Genomic DNA, 12,960 nt, shown 5'->3' on the forward strand with positions numbered 1-12,960 from the left:
TTCATTTCAAAAAAGTGAGAGGCTCGCGCGAAAATAAACCTTGAAGCGTGGCGTTTATCGACCAAACTTTAAGAGTATCAGGCCAAGGTTGTCGGCATAACGCCGCACCAGATAAGAAGGAGCACTACCCGTGCCTTCATTCTCGACCACACTGGAACAGGCAATTCACGCCGCACTGGCGCTGGCAAACGCACGCCAGCATGAATTTGCCACACTGGAACACTTGCTGCTCGCCCTCGTGGACGAGCCTGACGCGAACCGCGTGCTAAAGGCATGCACCGTCGACACCGAGGAACTGCGCACCGCCCTTGTCGAGTTCATTGACGATGAATTGTCAAACCTCGTCACCGACATCGAAGGCTCCGAGGCGGTCCCAACCGCTGCGTTTCAACGCGTTATCCAGCGCGCCGCGATTCATGTGCAATCCTCGGGCCGCACCGAAGTAACAGGCGCCAACGTGCTCGTCGCCATCTTTGCCGAGCGCGAGAGCAACGCCGCCTTCTTCCTGCAAGAGCAGGACATGACGCGCTATGATGCGGTCAACTTCATTGCGCATGGCGTAGCCAAGGACCCTGCATTCGGCGAGGCCCGTCCTGTGCAGGGCGCAGAAGAAGAGACAGGCAACGCAAGCCAAGACGCAGGCGCAGTCGAGCCGGGCGAATCGGCGCTCGCTAAATATTGCGTCGATCTGAACGAGAAATCGCGCACTGGCGACATTGACCCCCTCATCGGGCGCGCCGAGGAGGTTGAACGCTGCATTCAGGTGCTGTGCCGCCGCCGCAAAAATAACCCTCTGCTCGTCGGCGATCCCGGCGTGGGAAAAACGGCTATTGCCGAGGGGCTGGCGTACAAGATCGTACAGGGCGACACGCCCGAGATCCTGTCGAAAACGACGATTTACTCGCTCGACATGGGTGCGCTGCTGGCAGGCACCCGCTATCGCGGTGACTTTGAAGAGCGGCTGAAGGCCATTATGACCGAGCTGGAACACCACCCAGACGCGGTCCTCTTTATCGACGAAATTCACACCGTGATCGGTGCCGGCGCCACATCTGGCGGCGCGATGGACGCGTCCAATCTGCTGAAGCCTGCGCTTCAGGGCGGTAAACTGCGCTGCATGGGCTCCACAACCTACAAGGAGTTCCGCCAGCACTTTGAAAAGGACCGTGCGCTGGCCCGCCGTTTCCAAAAAATCGACGTGGCAGAGCCGTCCGTCGAAGACGCGATCAAGATCCTCAAGGGCCTCAAGCCCTACTTTGAGGAGCATCACAGCGTGAAATACACCAACGAAGCGATCAAGACCGCCGTCGATCTGGCGTCGCGCTATATCAATGACCGAAAATTGCCGGACAAGGCCATCGACGTCATTGATGAGGCTGGCGCTGCCCAGCATCTGGTCGCTGCCTCCAAGCGCCGCAAAAGCATCGGCGTCAAGGAAATTGAGGCTGTGGTCGCCAAGATCGCCCGCATCCCGCCCAAGAATGTTTCCAAGGATGACGCTGCCGTGCTGCGGGATCTGGAGGCATCGCTCAAGCGGGTCGTGTTCGGCCAAGACGCGGCTATTGGCGCGCTTAGTTCCGCGATCAAGCTGGCCCGCGCTGGGCTGCGAGAGCCTGAAAAGCCCATCGGCAACTACCTTTTTGCCGGACCGACAGGCGTGGGCAAAACCGAGGTGGCCAAGCAACTGGCCCACACTCTCGGAGTGGAACTGATCCGCTTTGACATGTCTGAGTATATGGAAAAGCACGCCGTTTCGCGGCTGATCGGCGCGCCTCCGGGCTATGTTGGGTTTGATCAGGGCGGCCTGTTGACCGACGGCGTAGATCAGCACCCCCATTGCGTGCTGCTGCTGGACGAGATCGAAAAGGCGCATCCGGATGTATTCAACATCCTGCTGCAAGTGATGGATCACGGCACGCTGACCGATCACAATGGCCGCGCAATCGACTTCCGCAACGTCGTGCTTATCATGACCTCAAACGCGGGCGCCTCGGAGCTGGCGAAATCGGCCATCGGCTTTGGCCGCGATCGCCGCGATGGCGAGGATACGGCAGCCATTGAGCGGACATTCACACCTGAATTCCGCAACCGTCTGGATGCGACTATATCTTTTGGGCCGCTGCCCAAAGAGGTCATAATGCAAGTGGTCGAGAAGTTCGTGCTGCAACTTGAGGCCCAGCTAATGGACCGCAACGTCACCATTGAACTGACGCCAGCCGCTGCTGCATGGCTGGCTGACAAAGGCTATGACGACAAAATGGGCGCGCGCCCCTTGGCCCGCGTCATTCAAGAGTACATCAAAAAACCACTGGCCGAAGAGCTGCTCTTTGGCAAGCTGGCCAAAGGCGGTGTGGTCAAGGTGGCGGTCAAGGACGGCAAGATCGACCTGCTAGTCGATGGTCCCGACAGGCCGCGCTTGAGCGGTGGCAAGCCGCCGCTGCTGACTGCCGAGTAAGGCATGTGATCTTCCTTGCGGCGCTGGCCCTAGTGGTCGGCGCCGCATAGGCAAATTCTCTGCCCGCAAACAGACCGCGCCTTGATCCAGTCAGCAATGAGCGCCGCGAAATCGCAAATTCATCGCTTCGGACAACGGACAAAACGCGCAGTAAGGCTTCGCAGTGACGCGTCGATGGATCCTGCGCAAAGACGACATTTCAACAAAGTGATCTTTGCCAGATCACGCCGCCGCTTCTTTTATTTTTCGGTAAATTTCAGCTCGATCCGCCGGTTCTGCGCACGCGCCTCGGGGCTGCTGCCACTCGCAATTGGCTGATACTGGCCAAAGCCGTTTGCGGCCAAGCGATCTGGTGGCAGGCCCAGAAAATCAATCATATAACGCACGACCGACAGCGCCCGCGCTTGGCTAAGCTCCCAATTGTCGGCAAAAGCGGCCGAGCCGACGATCGGCACGTCATCGGTATGCCCGTCAACGCGGATCACCCAATCGATTTCGTCGGGGATATCACCCACAATCTTGCGCAAGATCTCAGCCACCTTTGCAATCTCGTTCTTACCAGTGCTCGACAGTGTTGCCTGTCCCGGCTCAAACAGCACCTCGGAGCTAAAGACGAAGCGATCGCCCACGATCCGCACGCCCTCCTGATTACCAAGCAAGTCGCGCATCCGCCCAAAAAAATCTGAGCGGTACTTTTCAAGGTCCTGCTTTTCAGCCTCAAGCAACTTGTTCTTATCTTCCTCAGCCTGTCTACGGCGCTTTTCCTCGGCGGCGACGCGGGCCAATGCGGCGTTCAAATCTTGCCCCAGCGACTGCATCTGCACGTCGCTGGCGGCCTCGCGCGCCTTGGAATCGTCCAGCAGCGCCTGCAACTGACCCAGTTGATCGCGCAATGCGGCGACTTGTTGGTTCAGAACCTCCTGCGCGCGCTCGGCCTTTTCGGTCTTGGCGGTCTGTGTGCTCAGCGATTTGCGTGCCTCACTCAGGAGGGCCGCGCGCTCTTCTGCGGCGGTCATCTGGGTGTTTGCCGCGTCCTCCGCGGCCAGTTTAGCGGCGAGGGCGGCAGCCAGCTTGGCGCGTACATCTGCTTCGGTCAGTTGCTGCTCCGCCTTGACGGCGGCCAGCGCGGCCTCCAAAGCCGCGATTTCGTCCCCGTCACTCTGCTGATTGACAAGGGCGGCCGCCAATTCGGCCTCCAGATCGTCGCTGCCTTGGCGCGCTGCTGCCAACAGGGTCAGCGTCTCTTCCGCGCGGCGACGCTGCTCTTCGAGCGCGAGGGTCATGGCGGTTAGTTCCGACTGCGAATTCGACAACTTTTCGCGGAGCGCCTCGGCAGCAGCGGCTTGGGCGAGGCGTGCGGCCTCGGCATCGTTCAGTTGCGTTTCCCTCTCGCCCGCCTCGGCGCGCAGGTCGGCGGCTAGCGCCTCCAGGGCATCACGCTGCGCCGCTGCTAATCGCGCGGCCTCGGCCTCGGCGTCCACCTCATCGCGCAGACCTGCCAACGCCAGCTGCAGCGCCTCTTTTTCCGACAGAAGCGTATCGCGCGCATCCTCCAGATCGCGGGCCTGCCCAAGCGCAGTATCGCGTTCGGCTAAAAGGCCCGCGACCTGCTGCTCAAAGCTGGCGATGCGGGCATCTGCGGCGGCGTTATCGGCGGTCAGCGAGGAAATTAAAGCCGTCTGCTCTTCTTGCCGCTGGCGCGCGTTGGTCAACGTCGTGGTTAACGCGCCGACGCGCTCCTCCAGCGTGGCGCTTCGGTCCTGCTCCATACCCAGCGCGCGGGACAGCGCAGCGACCTCGGCCGACAGCGTATCCAATTCGGTCTCTTGGCCGGTAATCGTCTCGCGAAGCGAAAATTGCACGACCATAAAGATCGTCAGGACAAACATCAGGACCAGCAACAGGCCTGTCATCGCGTCAACAAAGCCCGGCCAGATCGAGGCCTGAAAGCGGTGCCCGGTGCGGCGCGACAGAGCCATGGCCTAGCCCTCCTGCTCCGAAGGATCGCCGCCGCCAGTCGCGATACCGGGCGCCGCACGATAGCTGCGCCGGGCGACGCGCCCACCATGTATTGCGGCCTTCAGCCCAGCTAGATCGGTACGCAGTTCGCTCATGCTTTCCTGTCTGCCGGCGCTGATTTCCTCAAGGATGCGCAACATCTGCACGTCGATGGAGCGCAGGCGCATGCGGCTTTCGGCGTCCAGCCCGGTGTCTTGAGCAGGTGCCGCGCGCGCCTCAAGCGCGTCGATCAGACGCTCCTGCCCGTCGGCGACGCGGCCCAGCGCGGCGGCGTTGCTGCCATCGTCGTGCATCCCGTCAGCCAGCCGCCCGACAGCTCCCGCCAGTGCCACCATCTGCTCATCCGCCGCCGCGCGGCTGATGTCCGATTGTGTCAGCATTTGTTGCAAGGATTCCATCTGCTCGGTCATCTGGTCGATGATGCCAGTTAGCAGCGCCTGTTCGGTGCTACCCTCGTCAGCACTGGCAAATCCGACGCGCGTAATGGTAGACATCCACTCTTCCAGCTCGCGGTAGAACCGGTTCTGACCATGGCCGGCGAACAGCTCCAACAGGCCCACAATCAGTGACCCAGCCAGACCAAGGAGCGACGAGGCAAAGGCGACGCCCATCCCGCCCAATTGGGACTGAAGGCCCGTCATGAGGCGGGTAAATACCTCGGTGCCGGCCTCACCCTCTTGCGGGGCAAGCCCCTTGATCGTCTCGACGAGCGCCGGAACAGTCGTGGCAAGGCCATAGAACGTGCCCAAAAGTCCCAAGAAAATCAGCACGTTGACGATATAGCGCGTAATCTCGCGCGCCTCGTCGATGCGCTGCGCAACCATATCCTGGATTGAGCGGGCCGACGATTGCGAGATCTGCATCCGCGTCCCGCGCTGGCGCAAGAGAGTGGCAATAGGTCCCAGCAATAGCGGCGGCTTGGTCGCCTCATCACCCGGACGCTCTCCTGCGAAACTCTCAAGCCAGCGGACCGAGCCGATAAGCTGGAACACCTGCCAGAAACACGCCACAACGCCGATCAAAAAGACGAAGAAGATAAAGCCGTTTAGGTAAGGATTGGCCTGAAATACAGGCAGGACACGCGGCAGCGCCATGAAGGCACCGAAGGCCGCAAGGCCCAGCACCGAGAACATGATGACGATCTGCCGCCACGGCTGCGAAAAATGCGTGTTGACCTCGCGGTCCGGCTGCCCCATTCGGACGCTCCCGACACTTGTTTTACTCAGCCGCACCGTAGCTGTATCGCCGGGCCAAGCCAAGGCGTTAAGCGCATAGTCTCCGTACGCGACCGGACAGCCATTCCAGGTCACTATCGGCGATGCCCAATTGGGCCAAATGGTCGGCTGTGTTGTAGAGGTATTCGGTATTCGGGCCAAGCCCGCCGATGGCATGCGCAATGATGCGGGCCTGCTCTTCTAGTGGCAATCCACCGCAATACTGCACATGATGCGGATCAATCACGTAGGTCACTGCGCGCACGTTGCGCCCGTCGTCCAGCCGGATGTCCAGATCCCGCTCCAGATACGCCGATGAGATCAGTTCCCGCTCGCGCAGGTATTCCAGCGTCTCGGCCTCCTTCCCGCCTGCAACGGCAAGCGCGACGCCTTGGCAACTGGCCGTTTGACTCTCATCAAGCGCCAGCACGAGGCCCGGCGCCTTGCTCGTGCCGCGATGGTGGATCGAGCGCATGCAAAAGCTGCGCGCGTAGCCCGGTAGAGTCGCGATCATCTGGTGCGATACTTCAAAACCGGGGTTCCAAACCAGCGAGCCGTAGCCGAATACCCACATCGTCATAGTTCTGTTCCTCACGCCGTTTCGCCCTATAAACACGATTGTGGGCGGTCGCGAAAGGGTTTGGATCATGCGAATATTGCTGGCAATCTGTCTGGCGCTGGCGGCGGCATGGGCTGGGTATTGGTTCATTGGGTCCACGGCGGTCAAATCCGGCATCACGGCATGGTTTGACGCGCGGCAATCCGAAGGGTGGCTGGCGGAGTATTCGGATCTATCGGTGCAAGGCTTTCCCAGCCGGTTCGATACCACGCTTACCGATCTAAGACTGTCGGACCCCGTATCTGGACTTGGCTGGGAGGCACCTTTTTTCCAATTACTGACGCTGAGCTATACGCCCAATCACGTCATCGCCGTTTGGCCGCATGAGCAGCGCATCACCAGCCCGGAAGGCACCTATACGTTGGCCAGCCGCGACATGCGTGCGTCGCTGGTGGTTGAGGCCAGCACCGCGGTGGCGCTCAAACGCGCGACCATGACAGCCGAGGGTCTCGCATGGACGCCAGAGGCAGGCGGCGACGCCGCCGCAGTCGAAGCGTTGCGGCTCGCGGCCGAACGGTTGGACGATGCCCCGGACACCGGCGACGCGCGCTATCATCTGGGGCTCGCGGCCGAAGGTGTGGCACCGGCCGCAAGTCGCCTCGCGCTGGTCGACCCCGAGGGCACCCTGCCCCGCGTGCTCGACACGCTCAACGCCGATATCACGGTAGATTTCAGCGCCCCATGGGACCGTTTAGCGATCGAGAACGCCCGCCCGCAACCAACCCATATTGAAATGAAGCGCGTCGCAGCATCCTGGGGCGTTATGACCCTGGAGGGGTCCGGCACACTGGATGTCGACCCGCAAGGATTTCCCACTGGCACTATTACTGTCAAGGCACGCAACTGGCGCGAAATGCTGGCGCTGGCCGAGCGCGCAGGCGCGCTGACACCAGATGCGGCCACGATGGCCGAAAACGCATTGGGCCTGGTCGCGAGCGGTTCGGGTAATGGCAAGACGTTGGAAGTACCGCTACGGTTTGAAGGTGGACGGATATGGCTTGGCCCGCTGCCTATCGGAGACGCGCCGATTTTGCGGTTGCAGTAGCGCCTAACGGCAATAGCTACCACTGCGATATCGCGCGGTATCAAAGTGAAAATGATCGCGGTGAAACTTGTTCGCGTCCGGCCCGAGCACGGTGCCAAACGGGCCGCAAGCCGAACGGTGCATCCGGCTGAGAATGCGCCCCTTTTTCCCTTCGCCCCAATCATTGAGGACGGAGATCGTGCGCCCGTCCCGCAACTGGAATCCGGCTATGTCGATGGCGCGGCCCTTGCCATGCTCGGATATTTTGCCGCCGCGCTGGTTGTTACGCGTCCGGCAGGCGTAATGCGCGGCAATGCGCAGTTGCGCCACGCCGCCGCCATAGCCGCGCACGGCGGGCTTCATCCCCTTGTCGAGCCACGACTTCATAGCCCGCGCCTGCCCGCAATCCATTGTGGCGTGCTGGCTAAGGGCGACACCCGCGATGCTGCGCACCTTGACTGCGCCGTCGACGCCGCAGCCGGTGATGCGGCCCGGTACGCGGCCGATTTCTTCGCCCTGAATTGCAGGATCACCGCAGACCATCCCGCGCGCACGCGCCTCTTTGCGCTTGCTTGCCTCGCGCCCAATAGCGAGCGGGCGCAAAAGCGGGCGAAGCGAGGCCAAAAGGCCACCGCGCTCTTGGGTGACCACTGTCGCGCCTTGATTGACGGGCGGCGCAATGTCCTCGCGGCGATCGTCGGTCTGATCGCCGCCCGCCGGGCTGCCCGTCTCAAAGGTCAAAGAGGGGGTTGGCTCCGCAGGCAGGGCGGCTGCCAATTCATTCGGCCGCGATAGTGGTCGCGTGAGAAGGACAGGCGAGGAGGCCCGCAAGGGCGTCTGCACGGTTGCAGGCGCATCAGGTCGCGCGACGGGACGCAGAGAAATCGCTGGTGCGCCAGCCATGGCGGCGCTTGTGGCGGCGATCAAGACGGCGGTGATCGCAGCCCGCCTCATCCGCCGCGTGCCCGGCCAAAATCAGGCGCATCGGTGTCCTGGCCCGCGTCGATAATACCGCGCCGAATCGCGCGGGTGCGTGTGAAATACTCGTGCAGGTGGTCGCCATCGCCAGTGCGGATCGCGCGTTGCAGTGCAAACAGCTCTTCGGTAAAGCGGCCGAGGATTTCCAGCGTCGCCTCACGATTATTCAGAAAAACATCGCGCCACATCGTCGGATCGCTCGCCGCGATGCGGGTAAAGTCGCGGAAACCGGCGGCGGAATACTTGATAACTTCGGTATCCGTGACACGGCCCAGATCGTCGGCCACGCCGACCATCGTGTAAGCAATCAGGTGGGGTGCATGGCTGGTAACGGCCAGCACCAGATCGTGATGGTCCGCGTCCATCTCGTCGGTTAGTGCGCCCATGCCCTGCCACAGCGCCTCGACTAGGTCGACAGCAGTGCGGTCTGCGCCCTCCTGCGGTACGATCAGGCACCAGCGATTGTCAAACAGCTCGGCATAGCCGGAGCGCGGCCCCGAATGTTCTGTGCCAGCCAGCGGATGCGCGGGGACGAAATGCACGTTGTCCGGCAGGTGCGGCGCAACCGCGTCAATAACCGCCCGCTTGACCGACCCAACATCGCTGACCGTCGCGCCCGGCTTTAGGTAGGGGGCAATCTCGGCGGCGACGGCGCCCATCGCGCCGACGGGAACGCACAGCACCACCAGATCCGCGCCCTCGACTGCGGCGGCAGCGCTATCCTCGATCCGGTCGCAAAGACCGATTTCGCGCGCAACATCGCGTGTCCCCTCAGACCGCGAATACCCCACAATTTCGCGAGCCAGCCCGGCCCGCCGCATCGCCAGCGCCATGGACCCGGCAATGAGACCAAGCCCGATCAGCGCGACGCGGTTGTAGATGACGCTCATCGCGCGGTGGCCATGAATTGCCCCACTGCGTGCGCAACGCGGCGGCAGCTGGCCTCGTCGCCGACGGTGATGCGCAGGCAATTTGGCAGGTTATAGCCCGCAACGCGGCGCACGATCAGGCCTTCGGATTTCAGATGGTCGTCGCAGGCCTCGGCCTCGGCCTGATTGGCGAAACGGGCGAGGATGAAATTCGCGAGCGACGTGTCAGACGGCACTCCATGCTCGGCCAGCGCCTCGGCCAGCCATCCGCGCCAGCGGGCATTGTCCACGCGGCACTTATCGGCCCATGCGGTATCGCGTATTGCGGCCTCAGCGGCTGCTTGTGCGGCGGAGCTAAGGTTGAACGGGCCGCGCACGCGGCCTAGCACGCTTATCACATGCTCAGGGCCGTAGGCCCAGCCGATGCGCAGACCGCCAAGGCCATATAGCTTTGAAAAAGTGCGTGTCATCACGACGTTCTGGCGCGCCTCAACCAAGGCTGAGCCACCATCATAACCCTCGACATATTCGGCGTAGGCACCGTCCAGCACCAGCAGAACATGATCCGGCAAGCCACTGGCAAGGCGCGCAATCTCGCCCTCGCCGATCATGGTGCCGGTGGGATTGTTCGGGTTAGCGATAAATACAAGCTTGGTGGCACCATTGCAGGCAGCGAGGATGGCATCGACATCGGTGACGCGCTCGCGCTCACGCACCTCGACCGGGGACGCGCCGTTGGCCAGCGTGCTGATGCGGTACATGCCAAAGCCGTGTTCGGTATGGATCACCTCGTCGCCCGGCCCGGCGTAGGCCTGGCACAGGAACGCGATAATCTCGTCGCTGCCATTGCCGCAAATAATGCGTTCGGGGTCCAGCCCGTGATGCTCGGCAATGGCGCGCCGCAGGGCGGCGTGATCGGAGGCCGGATAGCGGTGCAGAGTAAAGGACGCCTTGCGAAACGCCTCTTTGGCGGCGTCGCTGGGACCAAATGGGTTTTCATTGGAGCTGAGTTTGACCGCGTTAGAGATGCCCGGCACATGTGCCGTCCCGCCCTGATATGGCGTGATGTCCAGAATACCCGACTGCGGTGTGATGTTGCTCATGAGCCCCCCCTCCAACAGCGCCCGTTCTAGCCACCGTGCCGCGCGATGACCAGCACCAATGAAAAAGGCCGCCCCGGTTTCCCGGCGCGGCCCCTGCCCTGTGGCAAATGTGCAGAACTCTTTAGTTCTGCGCGTAGAATTCGATAACCAGGTTCGGCTCCATTACGACGGCGTAGGGCACATCGCTGAGGCCGGGTGTGCGCACGAATGTCGCCTTCATCTTTGAGTGGTCAGCGTCGATGTAATCGGGCACGTCGCGCTCGGCCAGTTGGGTGGCCTCCAGAAGGACGGCAAGCTGCTTGGACTGCTCGCGCACTTCGATTACGTCGCCCTCTTTGACTCGGTAGGACGGAATGTTGACGCGGCGGCCGTTGACCATGACATGGCCGTGATTCACGAACTGGCGCGCGGCGAACACTGTCGGCACGAACTTGGCGCGGTAAACGACGGCATCAAGACGGCGCTCGAGCAGGCCGATCAGGTTCTCGCCGGTGTCACCCTTAACGCGGGCGGCCTCGATGTAGACGCGCTTGAATTGCTTTTCGGTCAGGTCACCGTAGTGGCCCTTGAGCTTTTGCTTGGCGCGCAACTGAAGGCCGAAATCAGAAATCTTGGCCTTGCGGCGCTGGCCGTGCTGGCCGGGGCCGTATTCACGGCGATTTACTGGTGATTTGGGGCGGCCCCAAATGTTTTCGCCCATGCGGCGGTCTAGTTTGTACTTGGCAGACGTGCGTTTGGTCACGGCTGATCTCCTTCTTTAGTTTGCGAAGGGCGTTGTCCTTTGGATCGCTCCCGACAGGCATCCCCTTGCGAGGGCCACCAACACCAATGAAGCCGCGCTTATACCTGCGGCCCGGCCAGAGTCAACGGGCGCTGCGCCAAAAGAGATTTCATGCCTCCCCTCTCGGCGGAAGTGTCCGCCTGCCGGCAATGGGCGGGGATTTTTCCAGCAAGAAGAAAGCCGGGGGGCGCCCTCTATGACTGGACTTGGGCGCAGGGCGTGATTAGATCGCCTGCATGGCAAAGACTGATGAGAACAAGAATTACAAGGTGGTCGCCGAAAACCGGCGCGCGCGGTATGATTACGCGATCGAGGACGATATAGAATGCGGGATCATTCTTGAGGGGTCCGAGGTCAAATCCCTGCGCGAGGGCGGCTCGAACATCGCCGAGAGCTATGCATCCGTGGAAGATGGCGAGCTGTGGTTGGTGAACAGCTACGTCGCACCCTACAAGCAAGCCAAGACATTTGGCCATGACGAGAAGCGGCGGCGCAAGCTGCTGGTGTCGCGAAAGGAAATGGCGCGGCTGTGGTCCGACACGCAGCGCAAGGGCATGACGCTGGTGCCGCTGGTGCTGTATTTCAATCATCGCGGATTGGCCAAGCTGAAGATCGGCATCGCCAAGGGTAAGAAGAACCACGACAAACGCGAGAGTGACGCCAAGCGGGACTGGGGGCGGCAAAAGCAGCGCCTTCTAAAGGATCACCGCTGATGGAACTGCTCATCGCGATGTTCTGCGGTGCGGTGGGCGCAGTTGTGGTGCGCTGGGTCTTGCGAGGGTCGACGCCGGGCGTCTGGATCGCAACTGTGCTGGGAATCCTTGGCGGCGCGGGTGCGTGGCAGGTGCTGGCGCTGATCGGGCCGGGGGAAAAGGCCGGGCCGCTGGCGATGTGGCATCTGGCGGGCGGCATGATCGGAGGCGGCGCCTTGCTGGCGCTGGCCGCGATCCTGCGAACGCGGCTCAGGCGGTAACGCGCCCTTGTCGCCACTAGGCGGCGGCGCTAATAATTCAGGCAAGTAGCAAAACGGGAGCCGATCATGGCTGAGGACGATCCAAGAATTCTGGTCTCGACCGAGTGGCTGGGCGCGCATCTGAAGGATCCGGATCTGCGTATTCTGGATGCGACTGCGTTCCTGCCCGGCGCAGGGCGCGATGCACGTGCCGAGTATGGCGCGGCGCATATTCCGGGCGCACGATTTTTCGACATAGACGAAGTCAGCGATCACCGGTCGGATCTGCCGCATATGGCGCCCACAACCGAAAAATTCATGTCGCGGATGCGCAGCCTAGGCGTCGGAGACGGGCATCAGGTGGTGGTCTATGACACACATGGTCTGTTTTCCGCGGCACGCGTGTGGTGGCTGTTTCGCCTGATGGGCCAGAGCGATATTGCGGTGCTGGACGGCGGCCTGCCCAAATGGCAGGCCGAGGGACGCCCGATTGAGGATATGGCCCCCATCGTGCGCGACCGTCATATGACGGTGCGGCGGCAGAACCAAATGGTCAAGGATGTGACCCAGGTCTCGGCCGCGTCAAAGCTGGGCGATCACACTATTTTGGACGCCCGTTCCGCCGCCCGTTTTCGCGGTGAGGCACCAGAGCCGCGCGAGGGGTTGCGCGCCGGTCATATTCCCGGGTCGCAAAATGTACCCTATACCGATCTGCTGAACGAGGACGGCACGATGAAGGCGCCTGACGCCTTGCGAGCGATCTTTGATACCGCCGGCGTGGACCTCAGCAAGCCGGTCATCACGACCTGCGGATCTGGCATCACTGCGGCGGTTATCAATTTGGCGCTGGCGCGGATCGGTAACGTGAATAACGCGCTGTATGATGGATCATGGGCCGAGTGGGGTGCCTTTCCCACCGTGCCAGTGGCCACAGGCGAGGCCTGAT

12 protein-coding genes are annotated in these 12,960 nt (G+C 61.9%); 5 read left to right on the plus strand and 7 right to left on the minus strand.

Annotated features, from left to right (window positions below):
- Positions 1-130: 130 nt before the first annotated feature.
- Positions 131-2,455, plus strand: a complete 2,325-nt coding sequence (gene clpA / locus MK6180000_RS11775; protein ID WP_138934914.1) for an ATP-dependent Clp protease ATP-binding subunit ClpA — start codon at positions 131-133, stop codon at positions 2,453-2,455.
- Between the two features lie 239 nt (positions 2,456-2,694).
- Here clpA and MK6180000_RS11780 read toward each other — a convergent pair whose 3' ends face one another.
- From MK6180000_RS11780 to MK6180000_RS11790, 3 genes are all read right to left on the minus strand, one after another.
- Positions 2,695-4,434, minus strand: a complete 1,740-nt coding sequence (locus MK6180000_RS11780; protein ID WP_138934915.1) for a peptidoglycan -binding protein — start codon at positions 4,432-4,434, stop codon at positions 2,695-2,697.
- Positions 4,435-4,437: 3 nt separating this feature from the next.
- On the minus strand, positions 4,438-5,670 hold the full coding sequence (locus tag MK6180000_RS11785; protein ID WP_138934916.1) for a biopolymer transporter ExbB: 1,233 nt from the start codon (positions 5,668-5,670) through the stop codon (positions 4,438-4,440).
- A 67-nt stretch (positions 5,671-5,737) separates the two neighbouring features.
- Positions 5,738-6,268 carry a gamma-glutamylcyclotransferase gene (locus MK6180000_RS11790; protein WP_138934917.1) on the minus strand — a complete coding sequence of 177 codons (531 nt, stop codon included), beginning with the start codon at positions 6,266-6,268 and terminating at the stop codon, positions 5,738-5,740.
- A gap of 67 nt (positions 6,269-6,335) precedes the next feature.
- Here MK6180000_RS11790 and MK6180000_RS11795 point away from each other — a divergent pair, with 67 nt between their 5' ends.
- The gene (locus MK6180000_RS11795) at positions 6,336-7,352 is read left to right on the plus strand and encodes a DUF2125 domain-containing protein (protein ID WP_138934918.1); all 1,017 of its coding nucleotides are present in this window, start codon (positions 6,336-6,338) and stop codon (positions 7,350-7,352) included.
- A 3-nt stretch (positions 7,353-7,355) separates the two neighbouring features.
- Here MK6180000_RS11795 and MK6180000_RS11800 read toward each other — a convergent pair whose 3' ends face one another.
- From MK6180000_RS11800 to rpsD, 4 genes are all read right to left on the minus strand, one after another.
- Positions 7,356-8,285, minus strand: a complete 930-nt coding sequence (locus tag MK6180000_RS11800; RefSeq protein ID WP_138934919.1) for an extensin-like domain-containing protein — start codon at positions 8,283-8,285, stop codon at positions 7,356-7,358.
- Positions 8,282-9,199, minus strand: a complete 918-nt coding sequence (locus tag MK6180000_RS11805; RefSeq protein ID WP_138934920.1) for a prephenate/arogenate dehydrogenase family protein — start codon at positions 9,197-9,199, stop codon at positions 8,282-8,284. Before MK6180000_RS11805 ends, MK6180000_RS11800 begins: the two co-directional genes overlap by 4 nt.
- A complete protein-coding gene (hisC, locus tag MK6180000_RS11810) occupies positions 9,196-10,281 on the minus strand; it encodes a histidinol-phosphate transaminase (protein ID WP_138934921.1) in 1,086 nt (361 codons plus the stop codon). Before hisC ends, MK6180000_RS11805 begins: the two co-directional genes overlap by 4 nt.
- Positions 10,282-10,402: 121 nt before the next feature.
- Positions 10,403-11,023 carry a 30S ribosomal protein S4 gene (gene rpsD, locus MK6180000_RS11815; RefSeq protein WP_138934922.1) on the minus strand — a complete coding sequence of 207 codons (621 nt, stop codon included), beginning with the start codon at positions 11,021-11,023 and terminating at the stop codon, positions 10,403-10,405.
- A gap of 275 nt (positions 11,024-11,298) precedes the next feature.
- Here rpsD and smpB point away from each other — a divergent pair, with 275 nt between their 5' ends.
- The 3 genes from smpB (at position 11,299) to sseA (ending at position 12,959) form a co-directional block, all read left to right on the plus strand.
- Positions 11,299-11,775: an SsrA-binding protein SmpB gene (gene smpB / locus MK6180000_RS11820; RefSeq protein ID WP_138934923.1), complete on the plus strand. Its 477-nt coding sequence runs from the start codon at positions 11,299-11,301 to the stop codon at positions 11,773-11,775.
- Positions 11,775-12,035, plus strand: a complete 261-nt coding sequence (locus tag MK6180000_RS11825) for a hypothetical protein (RefSeq protein WP_138934924.1) — start codon at positions 11,775-11,777, stop codon at positions 12,033-12,035. The genes smpB and MK6180000_RS11825 overlap by 1 nt, the downstream gene beginning before the upstream one ends.
- Before the next feature lie 66 nt (positions 12,036-12,101).
- On the plus strand, positions 12,102-12,959 hold the full coding sequence (gene sseA / locus MK6180000_RS11830; RefSeq protein WP_138934925.1) for a 3-mercaptopyruvate sulfurtransferase: 858 nt from the start codon (positions 12,102-12,104) through the stop codon (positions 12,957-12,959).
- The last annotated feature ends 1 nt before the right edge of the window (position 12,960 follow it).

Origin of the sequence: Roseovarius arcticus, from assembly GCF_006125015.1 — a bacterium.
Lineage (GTDB): Bacteria > Pseudomonadota > Alphaproteobacteria > Rhodobacterales > Rhodobacteraceae > Roseovarius > Roseovarius arcticus.

Coding starts and splice junctions, on each gene's coding strand:
- MK6180000_RS11795 (WP_138934918.1), top strand. CDS start 6,336: ATGCGAATATTGCTGGCAATCTGTCTGGCGCTGGCGGCGGCATGGGCT.
- MK6180000_RS11785 (WP_138934916.1), bottom strand. CDS start 5,670: ATGGGGCAGCCGGACCGCGAGGTCAACACGCATTTTTCGCAGCCGTGG.
- sseA (WP_138934925.1), top strand. CDS start 12,102: ATGGCTGAGGACGATCCAAGAATTCTGGTCTCGACCGAGTGGCTGGGC.
- MK6180000_RS11800 (WP_138934919.1), bottom strand. CDS start 8,285: ATGAGGCGGGCTGCGATCACCGCCGTCTTGATCGCCGCCACAAGCGCC.
- MK6180000_RS11805 (WP_138934920.1), bottom strand. CDS start 9,199: ATGAGCGTCATCTACAACCGCGTCGCGCTGATCGGGCTTGGTCTCATT.
- MK6180000_RS11825 (WP_138934924.1), top strand. CDS start 11,775: ATGGAACTGCTCATCGCGATGTTCTGCGGTGCGGTGGGCGCAGTTGTG.
- MK6180000_RS11780 (WP_138934915.1), bottom strand. CDS start 4,434: ATGGCTCTGTCGCGCCGCACCGGGCACCGCTTTCAGGCCTCGATCTGG.
- smpB (WP_138934923.1), top strand. CDS start 11,299: ATGGCAAAGACTGATGAGAACAAGAATTACAAGGTGGTCGCCGAAAAC.
- hisC (WP_138934921.1), bottom strand. CDS start 10,281: ATGAGCAACATCACACCGCAGTCGGGTATTCTGGACATCACGCCATAT.
- MK6180000_RS11790 (WP_138934917.1), bottom strand. CDS start 6,268: ATGACGATGTGGGTATTCGGCTACGGCTCGCTGGTTTGGAACCCCGGT.